Origin of the sequence: Mitsuaria sp. WAJ17, assembly GCF_014174515.1 — a bacterium.
Taxonomy (GTDB): domain Bacteria; phylum Pseudomonadota; class Gammaproteobacteria; order Burkholderiales; family Burkholderiaceae_C; genus Roseateles_B.
In genome coordinates, this window is record NZ_JACJUG010000016.1 from 110,302 (window position 1) to 131,743 (window position 21,442).

General features: G+C 68.3%; 18 protein-coding genes and 1 pseudogene. 11 read left to right on the plus strand and 8 right to left on the minus strand.

The genetic code is table 11. The features are described from left to right. Positions 1-11: 11 nt before the first annotated feature. The 4 genes from ligA to smc form a co-directional block, all read right to left on the minus strand. Positions 12-2,381, minus strand: coding sequence for an NAD-dependent DNA ligase LigA (gene ligA / locus H5407_RS14565; protein ID WP_183105182.1), 2,370 nt, complete (start codon positions 2,379-2,381; stop codon positions 12-14). Between the two features lie 31 nt (positions 2,382-2,412). Then, positions 2,413-3,723 carry a hemolysin family protein gene (locus H5407_RS14570; RefSeq protein WP_255501249.1) on the minus strand — a complete coding sequence of 437 codons (1,311 nt, stop codon included), beginning with the start codon at positions 3,721-3,723 and terminating at the stop codon, positions 2,413-2,415. Positions 3,724-3,786: 63 nt separating this feature from the next. Beyond that, on the minus strand, positions 3,787-4,857 hold the full coding sequence (locus H5407_RS14575) for a cell division protein ZipA C-terminal FtsZ-binding domain-containing protein (protein ID WP_183105183.1): 1,071 nt from the start codon (positions 4,855-4,857) through the stop codon (positions 3,787-3,789). Between the two features lie 52 nt (positions 4,858-4,909). Then, entirely contained in the window at positions 4,910-8,422 is a 3,513-nt protein-coding gene (smc, locus tag H5407_RS14580; protein ID WP_183105184.1) for a chromosome segregation protein SMC, read from the minus strand. Between the two features lie 324 nt (positions 8,423-8,746). Between smc and queF the strand changes: the two genes are divergently transcribed. The 8 genes from queF to H5407_RS14615 all read left to right on the plus strand — a co-directional run bounded on the left by queF (position 8,747) and on the right by H5407_RS14615 (position 17,099). Continuing rightward, the gene (queF, locus tag H5407_RS14585; protein WP_183105205.1) at positions 8,747-9,175 is read left to right on the plus strand and encodes a preQ(1) synthase; all 429 of its coding nucleotides are present in this window, start codon (positions 8,747-8,749) and stop codon (positions 9,173-9,175) included. A gap of 53 nt (positions 9,176-9,228) precedes the next feature. Beyond that, entirely contained in the window at positions 9,229-9,654 is a 426-nt protein-coding gene (locus tag H5407_RS14590; protein WP_183105185.1) for an SET domain-containing protein, read from the plus strand. Between the two features lie 25 nt (positions 9,655-9,679). Further along, positions 9,680-10,888, plus strand: a complete 1,209-nt coding sequence (gene dapC, locus H5407_RS14595; protein ID WP_183105186.1) for a succinyldiaminopimelate transaminase — start codon at positions 9,680-9,682, stop codon at positions 10,886-10,888. An 82-nt stretch (positions 10,889-10,970) separates the two neighbouring features. Next, positions 10,971-11,795: a 2,3,4,5-tetrahydropyridine-2,6-dicarboxylate N-succinyltransferase gene (dapD, locus tag H5407_RS14600; RefSeq protein ID WP_183105187.1), complete on the plus strand. Its 825-nt coding sequence runs from the start codon at positions 10,971-10,973 to the stop codon at positions 11,793-11,795. 124 nt (positions 11,796-11,919) lie between these two features. After that, positions 11,920-13,080 carry a PilT/PilU family type 4a pilus ATPase gene (locus tag H5407_RS14605; RefSeq protein WP_183105188.1) on the plus strand — a complete coding sequence of 387 codons (1,161 nt, stop codon included), beginning with the start codon at positions 11,920-11,922 and terminating at the stop codon, positions 13,078-13,080. An 11-nt stretch (positions 13,081-13,091) separates the two neighbouring features. Beyond that, on the plus strand, positions 13,092-14,273 hold the full coding sequence (gene dapE / locus H5407_RS24315) for a succinyl-diaminopimelate desuccinylase (RefSeq protein ID WP_255501250.1): 1,182 nt from the start codon (positions 13,092-13,094) through the stop codon (positions 14,271-14,273). Beyond that, positions 14,270-15,142, plus strand: a complete 873-nt coding sequence (gene prmB / locus H5407_RS24320; RefSeq protein ID WP_310737652.1) for a 50S ribosomal protein L3 N(5)-glutamine methyltransferase — start codon at positions 14,270-14,272, stop codon at positions 15,140-15,142. The genes dapE and prmB overlap by 4 nt, the downstream gene beginning before the upstream one ends. 7 nt (positions 15,143-15,149) lie before the next feature. Beyond that, complete coding sequence (locus tag H5407_RS14615) at positions 15,150-17,099, plus strand: ATP-binding cassette domain-containing protein (protein WP_183105190.1); 1,950 nt, start codon at positions 15,150-15,152, stop codon at positions 17,097-17,099. Between the two features lie 70 nt (positions 17,100-17,169). Here the strand turns inward: H5407_RS14615 and H5407_RS14620 are convergent, their stop codons facing one another. After that, on the minus strand, positions 17,170-17,520 hold the full coding sequence (locus H5407_RS14620) for a DUF1304 domain-containing protein (RefSeq protein WP_183105191.1): 351 nt from the start codon (positions 17,518-17,520) through the stop codon (positions 17,170-17,172). A 165-nt stretch (positions 17,521-17,685) separates the two neighbouring features. On the opposite strand from H5407_RS14620, the gene H5407_RS14625 reads away from it, so the two are divergent. Next, on the plus strand, positions 17,686-18,186 hold the full coding sequence (locus H5407_RS14625) for a MarR family winged helix-turn-helix transcriptional regulator (RefSeq protein WP_183105192.1): 501 nt from the start codon (positions 17,686-17,688) through the stop codon (positions 18,184-18,186). Between the two features lie 39 nt (positions 18,187-18,225). Beyond that, positions 18,226-18,651, plus strand: coding sequence for an organic hydroperoxide resistance protein (locus H5407_RS14630; RefSeq protein ID WP_183105193.1), 426 nt, complete (start codon positions 18,226-18,228; stop codon positions 18,649-18,651). 82 nt (positions 18,652-18,733) lie between these two features. Here the strand turns inward: H5407_RS14630 and H5407_RS14635 are convergent, their stop codons facing one another. Beyond that, positions 18,734-19,687: an asparaginase gene (locus H5407_RS14635; RefSeq protein ID WP_220800621.1), complete on the minus strand. Its 954-nt coding sequence runs from the start codon at positions 19,685-19,687 to the stop codon at positions 18,734-18,736. Between the two features lie 138 nt (positions 19,688-19,825). Here H5407_RS14635 and lexA point away from each other — a divergent pair, with 138 nt between their 5' ends. Further along, positions 19,826-20,530, plus strand: coding sequence for a transcriptional repressor LexA (lexA, locus tag H5407_RS14640; RefSeq protein WP_183105194.1), 705 nt, complete (start codon positions 19,826-19,828; stop codon positions 20,528-20,530). Between the two features lie 292 nt (positions 20,531-20,822). Here the strand turns inward: lexA and H5407_RS14645 are convergent, their stop codons facing one another. After that, positions 20,823-21,188 carry a group II intron maturase-specific domain-containing protein gene (locus H5407_RS14645; RefSeq protein WP_404935636.1) on the minus strand — a complete coding sequence of 122 codons (366 nt, stop codon included), beginning with the start codon at positions 21,186-21,188 and terminating at the stop codon, positions 20,823-20,825. Positions 21,189-21,313: 125 nt separating this feature from the next. Then, positions 21,314-21,442: pseudogene (locus tag H5407_RS24325) on the minus strand (branched-chain amino acid ABC transporter substrate-binding protein); the annotation flags it as partial.

The window sequence follows — 21,442 nt, forward strand, 5'->3', positions numbered from 1 at the left end:
ACAGGCAGGACTCAGCCCGCCAGCAGGGCCAGCAGGCCGGCCTCGTCCAGCACGGTGACGCCCAGTTCCCGGGCCTTGTCCAGCTTGGAGCCGGCTTCCTCGCCCGCGACCACGTAATGCGTCTTCTTGGAGACCGACCCGCTCACCTTCCCACCCGCGGCCTCGATCAGCGCCTTGGCGGCATCGCGGGAGAGCGTGGGCAGCGTGCCCGTGAGCACGAAGGTGAGCCCGGCCACGCCGGCCTGCCCCTCGGGCTGGGCGGGGGTGGTGTCCCAGACGTTGCCCAGCCGGTCCAGCTCCGCCATCGTCGCGGCCCAGGACGGTTGCACCAGGAGTTCTCCGAAAGCCAGGCGGGCCGACTCCAGCGTGGCGTCCGCCTGTGGCGTCTGCAGCAGGGCATGCGGCGTGACGCAGGCCTCGGCCAGGCGCTCGATGGTGCCGCCGCCGATGCCCTTGAGCCGCCGCCCGCCCTCCTCCCCATCCACCGCCTTCACCAAGGCCAGCAGCTGCTTGAGCGGCACGCGCACGCAAGGCGCCAGCACCGAAGGCTGCACCTGGGCCTCAGGCCCGGTCATGGCCGTCACCACCTCGCGGTTGTGCGGCTCGGCGTTGAAGGCGGCGATGGAGTCGGCCACCTCCTTGCCGATGTCCGCGATAAGGCGCGGCGTATGGCGGCCGGTATCGAGGAAGGCCTGCCAGCTGCCATGGAACTTGGCGATGGCGGCCGCCGTGCTCTCGCCCACGTGCCGGATGCCCAAGGCGAAGAGAAAGCGGCCCAGGGCCGGCGTGCGCGCGGCCTGCAGGGCGGCCAGCAGGTTGTCGGCGCTGAGCGCCTGCAGGGTGCTGCCGCCGGCCAGGCGCAGGCCGATCAGCTGCTCGCGCTTGAGCAGGAAGAGGTCGGCCGGGGTCTTGACCAGGCCGCCGTCCACCAGTGCCGAGACGATCTCGTCGCCAAAGCCTTCGATGTCCATGGCTCGGCGGCTGGCGAAGTGCAGCAGGGCCTGCTTGCGCTGGGCTGGGCAGAAGAGGCCGGCGGTGCAGCGCCAGTCGGCCTCCCCTTCCTCGCGGGCGATGCCGCTGCCGCATACGGGGCAATGGCCGCCCAGGCGCTGGTAGAGGTCGAAGGGCGCACTGGCGTCGGCCGGGCGGCGCTCCAGCACCACGCCCACCACCTCGGGGATCACGTCGCCGGCGCGGCGCACGATGACGGTGTCCCCCACGCGCACGTCCTTGCGCCGGGCTTCGTCCTCGTTGTGCAGAGTGGCGTTGCTGACCGTGGTGCCGCCCACGAAGACGGGCTCCAGCTTGGCCACGGGCGTGAGCTTGCCGGTGCGGCCGACCTGGATGTCGATGTCCAGCAGGCGCGTCATCTGCTCCTGAGCCGGGTACTTGTGGGCCACGGCCCAGCGCGGCTCGCGGGTCACGAAGCCCAGGCGCTGCTGCAGGGCCAGGCTGTTGACCTTGTAGACGATGCCGTCGATGTCGAAGGGCAGCGCGTCGCGGCGCTCACCGATGGCGCGATGGAAGGCCACCAGGCCGTCCGCGCCCTGCACCACCTCGCGGTCCTTGCACACCGGCAGATTCATAGCGGCCAGAGCATCGAGCATGCCGCTGTGCGTGGCCGGCAAGGCCCAGCCGCGCACCTCGCCCAGGCCATAGGCGAAGAAGCTCAGCGGCCTCTGCCTCGCGATTCCGGGGTCCAGCTGGCGCACCGCCCCTGCCGCCGCATTGCGCGGGTTCACGAAGGTCTTCTCGCCTTTGGCGCGCTGGCGTTCGTTGAGCGCTTCGAAGTCGTCGCGACGCATATAGACCTCGCCGCGCACCTCCAGCACCTCGGGGGCCGCGCCCTTGAGGCGCAGCGGAATCTGCCCGATGGTGCGGATGTTCTGCGTGACGTCCTCGCCCGTCTCGCCGTCCCCGCGGGTGGCCGCTTGCACGAGCAGGCCATGCTCGTAGCGCAGGTTCATCGCCAGGCCGTCGAACTTCAGCTCGACCGCGTATTCGACAGGAGGCGCACTCTCGGCCAGGCCCAGCTCGCGGCGCACGCGGGCGTCGAAGCTCACGGCGCCGCTGGCCTCGGTGTCGGTTTCCGTGCGGATGGACAGCATGGGCACGGCATGGCGCACCGGCGTGAAGCCGTCGAGCACACGGCCGATCACGCGCTGCGTGGGCGAATCGGGCGTCAGCAGCTCGGGGTGCGCGGCCTCCAGCGCCTGCAGGGCCTGGAAGAGGCGGTCGTACTCCGCGTCCGGCAGCTCGGGGGTGTCCAGCACGTAGTAGAGATGGGCGTGGTGGTTCAGCTGCTCGCGCAGCTGCGCGGCGCGTTCGGCGGGCAAGGCCTCACCTTCTGGGGCGGCGGCGAAGAGATCGTTCTGGCTCATGGGCAGCGATTGTGCCCAAGCCTGGCCCCGCTCAGCCCGGGCTCACTCCGGATGCAGGGCTTTCATCGCGCGCGATCATGACCTGATCGACCCGGTGGCTGTCGACGTCCATCACCTCGAAGCGCCAGCCCTCCCACAGCACGTGATCAGTGCGCTTCGGGATGCGGCGCAGCATCACCATCAGAAAGCCCGCCAAGGTGTCGTACTGGCCGGCATGCGGCCAGGCCTCCAGCCCTAGGGCGCGCTGCACATCGGGGATGGGCGTGATGCCATCGGCGAGGAAGGAGCCATCCTCGCGGCGCACGATCTGCTCCTCGTCGTGCGGGCTCACGAGGCTGCCCATGACGGTACTCATCACGTCGTTCAGCGTGATCACGCCGACCACGAGGCTGTACTCGTTGACGATGACGGCGAAGTCCTCGTGCGCCTGGCGGAACTGGGCCAGCACCTCGGACAGCGTGATGCGGTCCGGCACGATCAGCACTTTCTTGATCAGGCCGTTGCTGCCGCGCAGCTCGATGCGTTCGCCGCGCAGCACGCGCTGGAAGAGGTCGGTGGCGTCCACATAGCCCACCACCTGGTCGATTTCGCCATCGCAGACCAGGTAGGTCGAGTGCGGCTCCTCGGCGATGCGGTTGCGCACGAGGGCGTCGTCGTCGTCCAGGCTGAAGAAGACCACGCGCTCGCGGGTGGTCATGCTGCTCTCCACCGTGCGGGTGTCCAGCTCGAAGACGTTCTCGATCACCTGCTGCTCGGCATCGGCCACCACGCCGGCCTCGTTGCCGGCCTCGGCCAGGGCCAGGATGTCGTGGTGGGTGATGCTGTTGTCGCGCGTGGCCGGCCGGCCCATCAGCCGGATCAGGCCCTCGGTCAGGCTGCTGAAGGCCCAGGCCAGGGGCTTGAGCAGGCTCACGAGCGCCAGCATGGGCCCGACCAGCACCAGGGCCACGCGCTCGGGCTCGTTCATGGACAGGCGCTTGGGCACCAGGTCCGCCAGCACGATGAACAGCGCGGTGATCACGGCGAAGGAGGCCGCGAAGCCCAGGGTCTGGGCCTGCTCGGGCGCCATCACGAGGGACAGGGCCTGCGCGAAATGCGGCGTGAAGGCGCCCTCTCCCACGATGCCGCCCAGGATGGCAACGGTATTGACGCCCATCTGGATCACGGTGAAGTAGTGGCCCGGCTGCTCCTGGACCTGCAGCACACGCTCGGCGCGCTCATCTCCTTCCTCGGCCAGTTGGCGCAGCTTCAGGCGACGCGAGGCTGCCAGCGACAGCTCCGCCATCGAGAAGAAGGCGCTGGCGGCGATCAGCAGGGCGATGAGCAGGAGGCTGGTGCTCAAGGGCGGGCGTCAGGAATGGCGGACCCCCAGTGTAGTCCCGCCTCCCCGAAGCGGGTCGGCGGGTCAGCTGAAAAGCCGCCGCGCGGCCAGGCTGCCCGCAGCCAGGTCCCGCGAGGCCAGGGCCTTGTAGAGCGTGGACAGTTCCTGGCCGATATGCTGGAAGGCCACCAGAGGCAAGACCTGGCCCCGGTCGTCGCAGACATCGGCCTCAAAATCGCGGGACAGCTGACGGGCGGACTCCTGCCAGGCGGCGAAGGGCTCCAGGGACTCGGGCGTCTGCGGCACGTCCAGGGAGAGGGTCAGCTCGCGCAGGCTGCTGGCCGCCGGGTCCTCGGCCAGGGCGGCCTGCGGCTCGAAGCTCAGCAGCAGCACGGGCGGCGCGCCCTCCTCCGACGCGGGCATGACCAGGCGACCTGGGATGGCACCCGGCACGAACCCGTGGCGCAGGGCCATCTGCTGCACATAGCCCAGGGTCCAGGCAGCGCTGCGGGCGCGCAGCACCACGGCCAGCTGCGCGTCGTGCTCGCTGGCGAACTGGTCCAGCTCACGACCGCGGGCGACCACGTCCAGCATGTCCGGCGCCTGCAGGAAGCCGGCGATGCCGTCGGCAAAGCCCTGCACCTTTTGCAGGAACTCCGAGTACTCGATCTCGTTCATCGCCCCGCTGCGGTTGGCCATCTGCACGCCGGCCTGGAACTCGCTGTAGCGCTGGCCGGGCGCGGGCAGCTCCCATTCGCCGGTCTCTGCATTCAGGCCCTCGATGTGAAAGGGCTTGGTACCGGCGCGGCGGCTGCCGGGCAGGTGCGAGAGGGCCAGCTCGCCGCTCACCGGCAGTTCCACGGTGACGGTGGCAATGGCGTCGATCAGGGCGTCGATGCGGGCCGAGGGCTTGCGCGGCAGCGGGTGGCGGCCGGGCATGGGCACGGTGTCGGCCATGCCGGGATCCTCGGCGAAGGGCTCACCCACCGCGGCGCGGGCCTCGCCCAGCCCCGGTTCCTGGCGTTCGCCCAGTCCGGGCTCCAGGGGCGGATCGGCGCGCCGGGGGCCGGCCTTGCGGGCGGTCCAGGCGCCATGGGCGATCACGGCGGCCAGCACCAGGCCGCCCAGGATGGCCAGCATTGCGGTGAGCGTCATGCCAGGCTCCCCATCTCGACAAACTCCACGCGGTCCACTGCAAACATCGTCATCAGCTCTCTGCCATGGTCAGGGCGGCTTCCATGTCCACCGCCACGATACGGGACACGCCCTGCTCCTGCATGGTCACCCCGATCAATTGTTCCGCCATCTCCATCGCGATCTTGTTGTGCGAGATGAAGAGGAATTGCGTGCCCGCGCTCATCTGCGCCACGAGGCGCGCATAGCGCTCGGTGTTGGCGTCGTCCAGCGGCGCGTCCACCTCGTCCAGCAGGCAGAAAGGCGCCGGGTTCAGCTGGAAGATCGCGAACACCAGCGCGATGGCCGTCAGCGCCTTCTCGCCGCCCGAGAGCAGATGGATGGTGCTGTTCTTCTTGCCGGGCGGCTGGGCCATGACCTGCACGCCGGCGTCCAGGATCTCGTCCCCCGTCATCACCAGCTTGGCATTGCCGCCGCCGAAGAGGCTGGGGAACATGCGGCCGAAGTGCTCGTTGACCTGATTGAAGGTGGCGGAGAGCAGGTCGCGCGTCTCCAGGTCGATCTTGTGGATGGCGTCTTCCAGCGTATTGATGGCGCTGGTGAGGTCGGCGAACTGCGAGTCCAGGAAGGTCTTGCGCTCGCGGGCGGCGGTGAGCTCGTCCAGCGCGGCCAGATTGACCGCGCCCAGGGCGGCGATCTCGCGGTTGATGCGGTCGATCTCGCTCTGCAGGCCCCACAGCTTGACCTCGCCCTCCTCCACCGTTCTGGCCAGCTGTTCCAGGTCCACGCCGGCGGCGGTGAGCTGCTCCATGTACTGAGCCCCACCCAGCTGCGCGGCCTGCTCGTCCAGCTGCAGCTTGGTGATGCGCTCGCGCAGGGGCTCCAGGCTGCGCTCGAAGCTCAGGCGCTGCTCCTCGGCGCGGCGCAGGCGCAGGCTGAGGTCGTCATAGCTGCTGCGCACGGCGGCCAGTTGCTGCTCGCGCTCCATCTTGAGGGCGAGGGCGTCCTGCAGACCGGCCTGCGCGGCGGCGTCGTTGAGGGTCTCCAGCTCGTGCTGCAGGTTCTCGGCGGAACTCTTGTTCTGCGCGATCTGCTGGCCGGCGGTCTCGATGCCGCGCTGCAGCTCGCCGCGGCGCGCGGCCAGGCCTCGGGCCGCGAACTGCGACTCCTGGGCGCGGCGTTCCAGCGCCCGCAGCTGCTCGCGGGCCTCGGCCAGCTTGCGCTCGGCCTGGATCACGCCCTCTTCCAGCTGCGCATGGCGCTCCTGGGTGTCGGCCAGCTGCAGGTCCAGTTCCTCGAAGCGGGCCTCGCCGGTCATGCGACGCTCCTGCAGCTCCTCGGCCTGGGCGTCGATCTCGGCGATCTCGTCCTCCAGCTGGGCCTTGCGAGTGCTGGCGGCCTCAGCCTGCTGCGACAGGCGCAGCAACTCCACATGCAGCTGATGCGCGCGAGTCTGGCTCTCGCTGGCCTCGCGGCGCACCGTGGCCAGGCGCTGCGAGGCCTCGGTGTAGGCAGCTTCGGCGCGGATCAGGTGGGTCTTGGCATCGTCAGCGATCAGGGTCTGGGCGCGCAGCTCGCGGCCCAGGTTCTCGATCTCCTGGGCGCGGGCCAGCAGGCCGGCGGCCTCGGAATCGGGCGCGTAGAAGCTGACGGCGAACTGGCTCACCGCGTGGCCTTCACGGGTCATGATGACCTCGCCGTGCGAGAGCTTGCCACGGCCGGCCAGGGCCTCGTCCATGGAGGCTGCGGTGTAGACGCCCTCCAGCCAGTCGTTGAGCAGGGCCTTCAGGCCGGCGTCGTCCAGGCGCAGCAGGTCGGTGAGGCGCGGCAGCGTCTCGTGGGTGTTGGCAATGGCCGCGGCAGGCGGCGAATAGAAGGCCAGGCGGGCGGGCGGTGCGTCGGAGGCGAAGGCGCGCACCGTCTCCAGGCGGCCGACTTCCAACGCGCCCATGCGCTCGCGAAGAGCGGCTTCGAGGGCGTTCTCCCAGCCGGTCTCGATGTGCAGGCGCGTCCACAGGCCGGCCAGGCCATCGAGGCCGTGCTTCGCGAGCCAGGGCTTGAGCTTGCCCTCGGTCTGCACCTTTTCCTGCAGGGCCTTGAGCGCCTCCAGCCGCGCAGAGAGATCGGCCTGGCGGGCCAACTGGCGGTTGGCGTCGTCCTGGGCGGTGCGGCGGGACTCGTCCAGCTGCGGCACCTGCTCCTGCAGCTCTTGCAGGCGGGCGTCGGCCAGGTCGCGCTGCTCGTCGGCGTCAAGGCTCTGGAGCTTCAGTTCCTCCAGACGGCCCTGGTCCGGGAGGGTCAGGCCTTGCCTCTCGGTGGCCAGGCGCTCGCGGCGCGTGCGCAGCTGGCGGTTCTGCTCGTCGATGCTGCGGCTCTCGGCGGCCAGCACCTGGATCTGCTGCTGGACCTGGCTGACCTGCACGCGCTGCTCATTGGCCCGGGCCTGGTTCGCCCGGACAGCGTCCTCGTGGCTGGGCAGGTTCATGGCCTGCTCCTCGGCCTGGGCGGCGAGGATCTCGCTCTGCTCCTCGGCCTCGGCGATCTTGGCGGCGATGTCCTCCAGTTCGGCCTCGGCCTGCGCGGCACGCTCCTCCCACTGCTGGTTCTGAGCCTGCAGCTCGATCAGCCGGGACTCCACGCGCTGGCGCCCCTCGACCACATAGCGGATGCGCTCCTCCAGCCGGCTCACCTCCAACTGCGCCTCGGCCATGCGGCCCTGCGCGGCATGCAGTTCGTCGCCCGCGGCGTAATGGGCCTGGCGCACAGTCTCCAGTTCGGCTTCGACGGCGCGGAGCTCGGCCAGGCGGGCTTCCAGCGCATTGACGGCGTCAAGGTGTTCCTTCTTGACGCGGTCCTGCTCGGTGGCGGCATCGCGGTGCTTGAGGAACCACAGCTGGTGCAGCTTCAGCGTGCCGGCGTCCTGGAGAGCCCGGTAGCTGGCGGCGACCTCGGCCTGGCGTTCCAGCTTCTCGAGGTTGTTGTTCAGCTCGCGGAGGATGTCCTCCACGCGGGTGAGGTTCTCGCGCGTGTCCTTGAGCCGGTTCTCGGTCTCGCGGCGGCGTTCCTTGTACTTGGAGACGCCGGCGGCTTCCTCCAGGAACAGGCGCAGTTCCTCAGGCTTGGACTCGATGATGCGGCTGATGGTGCCCTGGCCGATGATGGCGTAGGCACGGGGCCCGAGGCCGGTGCCCAGGAACACGTCCTGAACATCGCGCCGGCGCACGGGCTGGTTGTTGATGAAGTAGCTGCTGCCGCCTTCACGGGTCAGCACGCGCTTGACGGCGATCTCCGCGAACTGGTTCCACTGACCGCCGGCCCGGGCGTCCTCGTTGCTGAAGACCAGCTCCACGCTGGCTCGACTGGCCGGGCGGCGGTTGCCGGAGCCGTTGAAGATCACGTCCTGCATGGACTCGCCGCGCAGCTCGCTGGCCTTGCTCTCGCCCAGCACCCAGCGCACGGCGTCCATGATGTTGGACTTGCCGCAGCCATTGGGCCCCACCACGCCCACCAGCTGCCCCGGCAGCTGGAAATTGGTGGGCTCGGCAAAGGACTTGAAGCCCGAGAGCTTGATCGAGTTCAGGCGCATGGACGGCTAGGCTGGCTCAAAGAATCCCGAAGTCCGCACGAGGCGTTGCACCGAAGCCAGAGCTAAGGCGTTGATTTATTTACAGAAATGCCCCTCAGCAGGGGCAAATCTCGGGGCCGGATGATAACATCGCCCACCTTCCCGAAATCCTTCCCCCACGCGCCTGTGCTGCCCCTTGAGTCAGTGGCGGGCGACGGCATGGAACCCCTCATGAGCAAGAACAGCAAGACCGCTGCCGCCACGGCCGCAGCCAAGCCCAGCACCAAGGCAAGTGCCAAGGTGACGGCCAAGCCTGCAAGCAAGGCCGCGCCCAAGATGCGCGAAATGCCGGCCAACCCGCCCTCGCGTCCGAGCAAGGAACTGCACGTCTTCCCCAACCCGGCCCCGCAGCGCGACTACGTCATCCAGTTCCAGGTGCCCGAATTCACCTGCTTCTGCCCCTTGACCGGCCAGCCCGACTTCGCCCACTTCACGATCGACATGATCGCGGACGACTACTGCGTCGAGCTCAAGAGCCTGAAGATGTACATGTGGTCCTACCGCGATGAAGGCGCCTTCCACGAGAAGGTGACCAACACCATCCTGGAGGACATCGTGAAGGTCACCCACCCGCGCTTCATCCGCATCACCGCCAAGTGGTACGTGCGCGGCGGCATCTACACCAACGTGGTCGTCGAGCACCGCAAGAAGGGCTGGAAGCCCCAGCCGCGCGTGGATCTGCCCCAACACGGCGCCGAGACCGGCCTGCTGTAAGCCAGGCATCGCAGCATCGAGGGGGCTTCGGCCCCCTTGTTCATTCCAGCGCCATGAGTTTCAGTACCAGCAACGCCCACCAATACGCCGCCGTGCGCGTCAGGCGCAGCCGCATCGACGGCTTCGGCGTCTTTGCGGACGAAATGATCGACGCCGGCTTCCACATCGGCGACCTCACCGGCGAGCCCATCACCGTGGCCGAGGCGCGGCGCCGTGCCCAGGGTCGGCAGCGCCTGATGCTGGTGGAACTCTCGCCAGCACGCGCCATCGACGCCAGCCGCTCCGATGACGCCATGCGCTTCACCAACCACAGCTGCGCGGCCAATGCCCGCATCGAGGTGGAAGACGGCGAGGTGCGCTTCTTCGCCCTGCGCGAAATCGCGATTGGCGAAGAAATAACCGTGTCCTACGGCCTCACGCACCATGAAGGCCGGCTGGAATGCCGCTGCGGGGCCGACAATTGCCAGGGTCGTCTTTGAGCCGCCACGAGCGGTGCCCTGCCGGATGCAAACGCCTCACAACCCCCTGCTGGACAAGCTGCAGCCCTACCCCTTCGAGCGCCTGCGCGCTTTGACGAAGGACCTGCAGCCCAACCCGGCCCTGCGCCCCATCAGCCTGGGGATCGGCGAGCCCAAGCACCCGGCGCCCAAGCTGATCGAGGACGCGCTGATGGCGCATCTCTCGGGTCTCTCCGTCTACCCCGCCACGGCCGGCGAGCCCCGTCTTCGCGAAGCCATCACCGGCTGGCTGCAGCGCCGCTACGGCCTGAGCCTGGACCCCGCCACCCAGGTGCTGCCCGTCAACGGCTCGCGCGAGGCGCTGTTCTCCTTCGCACAGACGGTGATCGACGCCTCATGCCCCGGTGCCACCGTGGTCTGCCCCAATCCCTTCTACCAGATCTATGAAGGCGCGGCACTGCTGGCCGGCGCCCAGCCCGCCTTCGCCAACTCGGACCCGGCACGCAACTACGCCGCCGACTGGCGCCAGATCGACGAGGCCACCTGGGCCCGCACGCAGCTGCTCTACGTCTGCTCGCCGGGCAATCCGACCGGCGCCGTCATGCCCCTGGAGGAATGGCGCCAGCTCTTCGAGCTCTCGGACCGCCATGGCTTCGTGATCGCCTCGGACGAGTGCTACTCCGAGATCTATTTCCGCGATGAAGCCCCCCTCTCCGGCCTGCAGGCCGCGGTGCGCCTGGGCCGGCCGGACTTCCGCAATCTCGTCGCCTTCACCAGCCTCTCCAAGCGCTCCAATGTGCCGGGCCTGCGCTCGGGTTTCGTGGCCGGCGATGCCGCGCTGCTGAAGAAGTTCCTGCTCTACCGCACCTACCACGGCAGCGCCATGAACCCCATGGTGCAGGCCGCCAGCATCGCCGCCTGGAACGACGAGGCGCATGTGGTCGCCAACCGCGAGGCCTACCGCGCCAAGTTCGCCGCGGTAACGCCCCTGCTGGCCGAGGTGCTGGACGTGGCCCTGCCCGACGCCAGCTTCTACCTCTGGGCGGGCGTGCCGGGCGGTGATGACATCCGCTTCACCCTGGAGCTGCTCGCTCAATACAATGTCGCGGTCCTGCCAGGCAGCCTGCTGGCCCGGGAGGCCCACGGCATCAACCCAGGGCGCGGGCGCATCCGCCTGGCCCTGGTGGCCGAAGAGGCCGAATGCCTGGAGGCCGTCCGGCGCATCGTCGAATTCACCCGCGCCTACAAGGCCTGACCCCATTCCAGCGCCTGTTCGCGCATCCGGCGCCCGCCCGCGAGGCGCCCTCCCCCTCACCTCTCCCCGACTCGAGAACACCATGAGCCAAGACCTGCAGACCCTGATCGACCAAGCCTGGGAAGACCGCACCCAATTCAGCCCCAGCAGCGCCCCTGCCGCCGTGCGCGAGGCCGTCGACCACGTGCTGGCCGAGCTGGACGCCGGCCGCCTGCGCGTGGCCGAGCGCCAGGCCGTGGGCCAGTGGACGGTGCACCAATGGGTCAAGAAGGCCGTGCTGCTGTCCTTCCGCCTCAACGACAACCGCGCCATGGGCAGCGGCGACCTGGGCTTCTTCGACAAGGTCCCCACCAAGTTCGCCGGCCTGAGCGAGGAGCAATTGCGCGCCACCGGCGTGCGCGTGGTGCCGCCCGCCGTGGCCCGCCGCGGCAGCTTCATGGCCAAGAACGTGGTGCTGATGCCCTCCTACGTCAACATCGGCGCCTACGTGGACGAAGGCACGATGGTCGATACCTGGGCCACCGTAGGCTCCTGCGCCCAGATCGGCAAGCACGTGCACCTGAGCGGCGGCGTGGGCATCGGCGGGGTGCTGGAGCCCCTGCAGGCCAACCCGACCATCATCGAGGACAACTGCTTCATCGGCGCCCGCTCCGAGGTGGTCGAGGGCGTGATCGTCGAGGAGAACTCGGTGATCTCCATGGGCGTCTACATCGGCCAGAGCACCCCCATCTACGACCGCGAGAAGGACGAAGTCAGCTACGGCCGCGTGCCCGCCGGCTCGGTGGTGATCAGCGGCTCCCTGCCCAAGGCCGAGGGCAAGTACAGCCTGTACGCCGCCATCATCGTCAAGAAAGTCGATGCAGGCACCCGCGCCAAGACCAGCATCAACGAACTGTTGCGCGCCTGAGCGCGGTTGCGCAGGTGTAGGCCCGCAAAACTAGGCGATGATTCGGGCTTCGCTCGCCTTCCGGGGCGGCGGAGCCCGTTTGTATTTTGAAATGCGGTTTTGACCTGCGATGGAGGCCGGTGGCATGAGCGGAAACATGGAGCGCATCCTGCGCCTGATGGCGGACAAGGGCGCCTCGGACATCTATCTCTCGGCCAATATGCCGGTGCTGATCCGCATCAACGGCCAGATGCTGCAGCTCTCCGATCAGCTGCTGACGCCCAGCCAGCCGCGCCAGCTGATCGCCGAGGTCCTGGACGCGCGCAATCTGCAGGAGCTTGACGACACCGGCGAGCTGAACATGGCTGTGTCCATCTCCAAGGTGGGCAGCTTCCGCCTCTCGGCCTTCCGCCAGCGGGGCTCCATCGCGGCCGTGTTCCGCCACATTCCGCACGTCATCCCTTCGCTGGACAGCCTCAACCTCCCGCCCATCCTCTCCAAGCTGGTGATGGAGAAGCGCGGCCTGATCCTGATGGTGGGCGCCACCGGCACGGGCAAGAGCACCACGCTCGCGGCCATGCTGGAGCAGCGCAACCAGAACATGGCGGGCCACATCCTGACCATCGAGGATCCGGTCGAATTCCTGTTCAGCAACAAGCGCTCGGTGGTCAACCAGCGCGAGGTGGGTCGTGACACCGCCTCGCTGCATGTGGCCCTGAAGAACGCCCTGCGCCAGTCGCCGGACTGCATCCTGATCGGCGAAATCCGGGACCGCGAGACCATGACCGCGGCCATCTCCTACGCCCTGTCGGGCCACCTGGTGCTGGCCACCCTGCACGGCAACAACAGCTACCACGCGCTGAACCGCATCCTGTCCTTCTACACACCCGAGAGCCGCCCCGCCCTGCTAAATGACCTTGCCGCGGGCCTCAAGGCGGTGGTGTCCCAGCGCCTGGTGCGCGCGCAGTCCGGCGGCCGCGTGCCCGTGACCGAGATCCTGGTCAACACCAAGCTGACGGCCGAGCTGATCGAGCACGGGGACTTCAACGGCGTCAAGGAAGCGATGGAGAAGTCCATTGCCGAAGGCTCGCAGACCTTCGAGGAGCATTTCGCCCACCTGATCAAGGAGGGCATCATCAGCAAGGAAGAAGGCCTGGCCTTCGCCGACTCGCCCACCAACCTGCTGTGGCGCCTGCAGAACGAAGGCCCCAGCCTGGGCAAGGGTGAGGGCAACAAGAAGAAGGAAGAGCCGGCCGACGACACCGCCAGCTTCACCTCCATCACCCTGGACGTACGCACCGAATGAATTCCCGCGGCATGAACGAGGCCGGTGCGCTGGCCGACCGTCTCAGCGAACCCACCCTGCAGCTGTTGGAGCAGCTGATCAGCCGACCTTCCGTGACCCCTCGCGACGAGGGCTGCCTGGAGTTGCTGGGCGAGCGCCTGGCAGCCTTGGGCTTCCAGTTGGAGCGCATGGACAGCGGTCCCGCGGACGGCCGCGTGAGCAATCTCTGGGCGCTGCGACCGGGGACCTCCGGCGACGGCCCGGTGCTGGTCTTTGCCGGCCACACCGACGTCGTGCCCACGGGCTCGCTGAGCGCGTGGTCCAGCGACCCCTTCGTACCCAGCTACCGCGAGGGCCGCCTCTACGGCCGTGGCGCGGCGGACATGAAGACCTCCCTGGCCGCCATGGTCACGGCCTGCGAAGCCTTCCTGGCGCGCCACCCGGCACCGGCAGGCGGCATCGCCTTCCTGCTGACCAGCGATGAGGAAGGCCCGGCCAAGGACGGCACCGTGGTCTGCGTGGAACGCCTCAAGGCCCGAGGCCAGCGCATGGACTTCTGCGTCGTCGGCGAGCCCACCTCGGTGCAGCAACTGGGTGACACCGTCAAGAACGGCCGCCGCGGCTCGCTGTCCGGCCGGCTGCGCGTGATGGGCGTGCAGGGTCATGTGGCCTATCCGCAGCTGGCCCGCAACCCGGTGCACCAGGCCGCGCCGGCGCTGGCCGAGCTGGCCGCGACCGAATGGGACCGAGGCAACAGCTACTTCCCGCCCACCACCTTTCAGATCTCCAACATCGCAGCCGGCACCGGCGCCACCAACGTCATCCCCGGCGATCTGGTGCTGGACTTCAACTTCCGCTTCTCGACCGAGTCCACGCCAGACAGCCTCAAGGCCCGCGTCCACGCCCTGCTGGACCGCCACGGCCTGGAGTACCAGCTCGACTGGAACCTCAGCGGCGAACCCTTCCTCACACCCGTGGGCAGCCTCAGCGACGCCCTGGGCGCGGCCATCCGCGAAGTGACCGGCATGCAGACCGAGCTGTCCACCACCGGCGGCACCTCCGACGGCCGCTTCATCGCCAAGGCCTGCCCGCAGGTGGCCGAGTTCGGGCCACTCAACGCCAGCATTCACAAGATCGACGAATACGTGCCCGTGGACCAGGTCGGCCCCCTGGCCGCCATCTACTGCCTCTGCCTGGAACAATTGCTGCTGTGAAGCTGATCGACTGCATCGAAGCCCAAGCCGCCCGCCTCGTGAAGGCGGGCGTCGCGTTTGGGCATGGCACCACCAACGCCTTTGACGAGGCGGCCTGGCTGGTCCTGTGGAAGCTGAACCTGCCCCTGGACAGCCTGGGCGATCACGAGGAACAGGCCCTGGACGCCGAGCAGCTCGTCGGCATCGAGGCCCTGGTGACCGAGCGCATCAACACGCGCAAGCCCGCCGCCTACCTCACCCGCGAGGCCTGGCTGCAGGGCGTGCCCTTCTATGTGGACGAGCGCGCCATCGTGCCGCGCAGCTTCATCGCCGAGCTGATCGCGGAGGCCACGATCGACCCCTGGCTGTCCGACAGCACCACGCGAGCCCTGGACCTCTGCACCGGCAACGGCAGCCTGGCCATCCTGGCGGCCATGGCCTGGCCGGACCTGCAGGTCGATGCCATCGACCTCTCCGCAGACGCCCTGGCCGTGGCCCGCATCAATGTGGACCGGCACGGCCTCGCCGATCGTGTCCGCCTGCTGCAGGGCGATGCGCTCGGACCGGCGCAGGGGCCCTACGACCTCATCCTCTGCAACCCGCCCTATGTCAACAGCCAGTCCATGGCCGCCCTGCCCGCCGAGTACCGCGCCGAGCCTGAGCTGGCCCTGGCCGGCGGCAGCGACGGCATGGATTTCGTGCGCAGGCTCTTCGCCACTGCGCCGCAGCAGATGAATGCCAACGCCGTGCTGGTGCTGGAGATCGGCAACGAGCGCCAATTTTTCGAAACCGCCTTCCCCAAGCTGGAGGTGGCCTGGATGGAATGCAGCGCCGGCGAGGACCAGGTACTGCTCGTGACCCGCGAGGCGCTGCTCGCCGGCCTCAACTGAACAAGACATGATCACCTTGAAGAATGTGGTGCTGCGACGCGGCACCAAGGTCGTGCTGGACGATGCCAGCGTGGTGCTGCAGCCCGGCGAAAAGATCGGCCTCGTGGGCCGCAATGGCGCCGGCAAGTCCAGCCTCTTTGCACTGCTGACCGAGCGCCTGCATGCGGACCGCGGCGATGTGGAAGTTCCGAAGCACTGGCGCATGGCCGAAGTCGCCCAGCACATGCCCGAAACCGATGCCTCCGCCACCGACTTCGTGCTTGAGGGCGACACCCGACTCATGGCCGCCCGTGAGCTGCTGGCCAAGGCCGAGGCTGCGGGCGATGGCCACGGCATCGCCGAAGGCCATGTGGCCATGAGCGATGCTGGTGCCTTCGACGCTCGCGCGCGCGCGCAGGCCCTGCTGATGGGCCTGGGCTTCAAGGGTGCACAGGTGGATGCGCCGGTGAATAGCTTCTCCGGCGGCTGGCGCATGCGCCTGCAGCTGGCCCGCGCCCTGATGTGCCCGGCGGACCTGATGCTGCTGGACGAGCCCACCAACCACCTGGACCTGGACGCCCTGGTCTGGCTGGAGGCCTGGCTGCAGCGCTACGAAGGCACGCTGCTCATCATCAGCCACGACCGCGAGTTCCTCGACGCCATCACCCGCGTCACCCTGCACCTGGACGAGTCCAAGCTGACCCGCTACGGCGGCAACTACACCGCCTTCGAGGCCATGCGTGCCGAGCGCATGGAGCAGCAGCAGGCGGCCTTCGAGAAGCAGCAGGACCGCATCGCCCACCTGCAGAAGTTCATCGACCGCTTCAAGGCCAAGGCCACCAAGGCCAAGCAGGCGCAAAGCCGCGTCAAGGCGCTTGAACGCATGGAGCGCCTGGCCCCGGTGCTTGCCTCGGCGGACTTCGCCTTCGAGTTCCGCGAGCCCGTCTCGCTGCCCAACCCCATGCTCTCGCTGCGGGACGTGGCCTGCGGCTACGGCGAGACCACCATCGTGCGCGACATCAACCGCACCGTGCTGGCCGGCCAGCGCATCGGCATCCTGGGCGCCAACGGCCAGGGCAAGTCCACCCTGGTCAAGACCGTCGCCCGCATGCAGAAGGCCCTGGCCGGCACGCTGACCGAGGGCAAGGGCCTGGCCATCGGCTACTTCGCCCAGCAGGAGATGGACGTGCTGCGGCCCGACGAAGGCCCGCTGGCCCACATGATCCGCCTGGCCAAGGAGGTCAGCCCGCATGCGCGAGAGCAGGAGTTGCGCGACTTCCTCGGCCAGTTCCGCTTCACCGGCGACATGGTCAACCAGGCCGTGGGCAGCCTCTCCGGCGGCGAGAAGGCGCGCCTGGTGCTGGCCATGCTGGTCTGGCAGCGGCCCAACCTGCTGCTGCTGGACGAACCGACCAACCACCTGGACCTGCAGACCCGCGAGGCGCTGTCCATGGCGCTCAACGAGTTCGAGGGCACGGTGATGCTGGTCAGCCACGACCGCGCCTTGCTGCGCGAGGTCTGCGACGAGTTCTGGCTGGTCGCCAAGGGTCAGGTCTTGCCCTTTGACGGCGACCTGGACGACTACCAGCGCTGGCTCCTGGACACGGCCCGCGAGGCCGCCCGTGCCATCAAGGAGGCCAGCCGCAGCGCGGCTGAGGCGCAGAAGGCCCAGAGCAGCCCGGCTGCGGCCAATCAGCGCGAGGACCGCAAGGCCTCCGCGCAGGCGCGTGCCAAGCTCAATGAGCAGACGCGCCCGCTGCGCAAGGAGATCGAGTCCATCGACAAGCAACTCGCCAAGCTCAGCCAGGAGCGCGAGGCCCTGGAAGCCGAGCTGGCCACCGGCGCCCTCGCCCCCGCGGCCATCGCCGAGAGCGGACGCCGCCTCAAGGTCGTGGGCGACGAAATCGACGAGTTGGAAATGCGCTGGCTGGAGCTGAGCGAGCAGATCGAAGGCCTCACCAGCGCCGCCGGCCTGTGAATCCCTCGCTGGTCTGAGCGCGCGGGTTCAGTCCGCCCCGTTCAGTCCGCCCCGTTCAAACCGCCCCCGCTCAGGCCAACCACAGCGCCGCGGCGGCCAGCGCCGCCGGCAGGCTCTGGATGAAGAGGATCTTTCGGCTGACCGTGGCCGCTCCATAGAGCCCGGCCACGAAGACGCAGCCCAGGAAAAAGAACTGAGTGGGCACGTCCGCCCTCAGCAGCCCCCAGAACAGGCCGGCGGCCAGAAAGCCGTTGTAGAGGCCCTGGTTGGCGGCCAGCACCTTGCTCGCCTGGGCGAACTCTGGCGTCAACCCGAAGGCCTTGCGACCCTTGGGCGTGGTCCACCAGAACATCTCCAGCACCAGGATGTAGACGTGGATCAGGCCCACAAGGGCCACCAGCAGGGACGCCAGTGCATGCATGCGAACGCTCCTTCACGATTTGCGGAATCTCAGGCGCGCGATCTTGGCACAGACGGCAGCCGGCACGTGTCACCTGCGGCACGCGGGATATCCCCGATAGGTCACGGCAGGATCGAAAGACCTTTTAAATTGTGTGCAATTTAATCGCCAACTACATTTCACCTCATGGCATCGCGCAAGACACCAGCAAGCCCGCTCGCCGGCAAGGCGACCGCCCCACGGGACCAATGGCTCCGCCTGGACAGCCAGCTGTGCTTTGCCCTGTATTCCAGCTCATTGGCCATGACCAAGCTGTACAAGCCCCTGTTGGCTCCTCTGGGATTGACCTACCCGCAGTACCTGGTGCTGCTGGCCCTGTGGGAGCAGGACGGCCAGTCCGTCAGCGCGCTGGGCGAGCGCCTCTCGCTGGACTCCGGCACCCTCACCCCCTTGCTCAAGCGCATGGAGCAGGGCGGCCTGCTGGTTCGCCAGCGTGACGCCCTGGATGAGCGTCGCGTACTGCTGAACCTCACAAGGGAAGGGCGCGCGCTGAAGGCGCCGGCCCGAAAGATTCCTGAAACCCTGGCCTGCGCCAGCGCCTGCACCCTGGATGAGCTGCAGTTCCTCACCCAGCGTCTGCATGCCTTGCGCGACCAACTCCAACGCAGCGTCAAGGACGCCGTCTGAACCACCCTGCCCTCCGTCATCACCTCGAAAGGACACACCATGGCTCTCGAAAAAGTGCTCTACACCGCCACCGCCACCGCCACCGGCGGCCGCCAAGGCTCGGCTGAATCCAGCGACGGCAAGCTCAAGATCGACCTCTCCACCCCGCGCGAACTCGGCGGCGCAGGCGGCGACGGCACCAACCCGGAGCAGCTGTTCGCGGCCGGCTATTCGGCCTGCTTCATCGGCGCCATCAAGGCCGTCGCCGCCAAGCAGAAGATCGCCGTGCCCAATGAGGTGTCCATCACCAGCGACGTCGGCATCGGCCCCATTCCACAGGGCTTCGGCATCCAGGTGGCCATGCGCATCAGCCTGCCCGGCATGGAACGCGCCGCCGCCCAGGCCCTGATTGACGCCGCCCACCAGGTCTGCCCCTACAGCAACGCCACCCGCGGCAACATCGACGTCAGCCTGACCCTGGTCTGAGTTGGTCAAGACCTGACCCCATGAAAAAAGCCGGTCCCTGCGACCGGCTTTCTTGTTCATGCCGCGGTGCCGCAGATGTCGCTCAGGACTGCGGCGACTCGCCCAGCAGGCGCAGCAGCAGTTCCACCCGCGCCTTGACCGGGCTCAGCCCGCCGGCAGCCGGCAGGCCGCGCCCGTTCTCCGCCACCGGACCGCCATCGCAGCGTGTACTGCGCAGCACCTGCACGCCCACGGCCTGCGCATCCAGCAGCGCCTGCTCCAGGATTGTGCTGAGCGTGCCGTTGCCCGTGCCCGCTACCACCAGGCCCTCGACGCCGTCGTGCGCCAGCAGCCGGACCAGGCGGCCATCGGCGTGGACGTGGTTGAGCACGATCTCGACCCGCGGCCAGGCCTCGCCCTCGGCCGGCAGCGCCGCCGTGCCGACGGCCTGCGGGGCCGCAAGGGCCCGCGAGAGCCAGCGCACCTGCCCCTCCTCCACCTGCGCCAGCACGGTGCCGTCTCGACCGCGGAAGGCGTCCACGCGGTAGCTGTGGGCCTTCTGGACCTGATCAGCGCCGTAGACCTGGCCGGCGACACACACCATCACGCCGGCCGCCGCCACATCGTTCACCACGTGGGCGGCATCCAGCATGTTCTGCGGACCGTCCAGCTGCAGAGCCGTCGCGGGGCGCATGGCGGCGGTCAGCACCACCGGCTTGCGCGGTGCCAGCACACGGTGCAGGAAATAGGCGGTCTCCTCGAGGGTGTCCGTGCCGTGGGTGATCACCACGCCGCGGACCTCCTCCCGTGCCAGTTGGGCCTCCACGGCCAGGGCCAGGCGGCGCCAGGTCGGGAAATCCATGTCCTTGCTGTCCAGCTGGGCCAGTTGGTGGGCCTCCAGCCGGAAGGCCGACAGGCCAGGCACGCCGGCCACCAGGGCGTCAACGCCGATCTCGCCCGCCTTGTAGCCCACGTTGTCATTGGCCTGGGCCGCCTTGCCTGCGATGGTGCCGCCGGTGCCGAGGATGACGATCAAGTCCGCAACTTTGCTTTGCAATTTTCGAGGTCCTGGATAAAAATACAGCCACTGGATGAATATCCAGATCCCATGAAATCAAGTGCCGGCCTGTTCGGCGCTGAAAGCATGTGCGCCACAAGTGCCGGCGCCGAAGTTCCAACCCTCGAAAGGTCTCACGTGGACGCCAGCCCCAAACTCACCGCCCGGCAGCAGCAGATTTTCGATCTGGTGCGCCAGAGTATCGAGGAAACCGGCGCTCCGCCCACCCGTGCCGAGATTGCGGCCGAGTTGGGTTTCAAGTCCGCCAATGCCGCCGAGGAGCATCTGCAGGCGCTGGCGCGCAAGGGCGTGATCGAGCTGGTGGGCGGCACTTCACGGGGCATCCGCCTGCCGGGGGCAGCCTTGAAGGCTCTCAACAAGGCTCGAGAAATGAGGGAATCCTTGCGGGATTCCTTCAATGGCGATGCGCAATTTGCATTGCCCATCCCCGGCCTGGCCCAGCTGACCCTGCCCCTGGTGGGCCGCGTGGCGGCCGGCGCGCCCATCCTGGCGCAAGAGCATATCGAGCAGCAGTACAGCGTGGAGCCCAGCTTGTTCGCGAAGAGGCCGGACTACCTGCTGCGCGTGCGCGGGCAGAGCATGCGCGACGTCGGCATCATGGACGGCGACCTGCTCGCCGTGCAGAAATGCGCCGAGGCCAAGAACGGCCAAATCGTCGTCGCCCGCATAGGGGATGAGGTCACGGTCAAGCGCTTTCGCAAGGATCGCCAGCACATCAGCCTGCTGCCCGAGAACCCGGACTTCCAACCCATCATCGTCACCGGCGACGAACCCTTCGCCATTGAGGGCCTGGCCGTGGGCCTGATTCGCAATCAGTTCTGACGCAGCAGCCGCGAGGCGGCCCTTCCCCTCGCCTTGGAGAGACGCCGCAGCTTGCCGGGGTCAGGTCTTGCCGCTCCCGGCCCGTCCTGACCACCCTCCGCTCACCCTCCGCTCACCCTCCGCTCAACCTCCGCTCAACCTCCGCTCGCCCGCTACTCGTCCGCTACTCGCCTTCTGCTCGCTTCTACCCGCCGCGGGCCACCAATCGGCATAGGGGGCCTCCATGATCGGAGGCGCCCCTGCCACACCACCCGGCGTGCGGGTCCGCACCCGGCGGTTCCAGCGCTTGAGATCAGGAGAGCCGCGAGACGCCCAGCCGGTCGATATACGCGATGGTCAACACGGTCTTGAGCAGGCCGTCGCTATTGCGCCACCAGCGACGGCCATGGGCCGCCACTCGTCCTGCCGCAGTCTCGCCCGCGCCAAGCGCCCGGAGCTCGCGGTGCATCATCGCCGGTCGCTTCCAGTGCTTGAGCTGGATGGCACTCTGGCGGTGACGCAGCCATTCGTCCAGCTCGTGCCAGGTCTTGGGTGCTTGCGCCAGCCCGAAGTACGCCTTGCAGCCCAGCAGGTACGGCCTCAGCTGCTGCACCACTTGCTCCATGCTGCACCCGCCCGCCGCGCGTGAGTTGCGCTTCGCTTCGTTCGCGGAGATCAACTCACTGCGGGACTTGCACCCTCAAGAGTGCGCCCGAGCCGGGCGCACAAGAAAAAACGCCCACCGAAGTGGGCGTTTTGCATTCAGGCTGAAGCAGGCGTAAGCCTGCTGATCAGCGCCAAACGTCAGCGCACGACCGCGATCTGCTCGCGGGCACCGCCCTTGTAGGTATAGAGGGTCAGGGCGCCGTTCTTGATGTCACCCTTGCCATCGAAGCTGATGGTGCCCGTCACGCCCTTGTAGCCTTCGGTCTT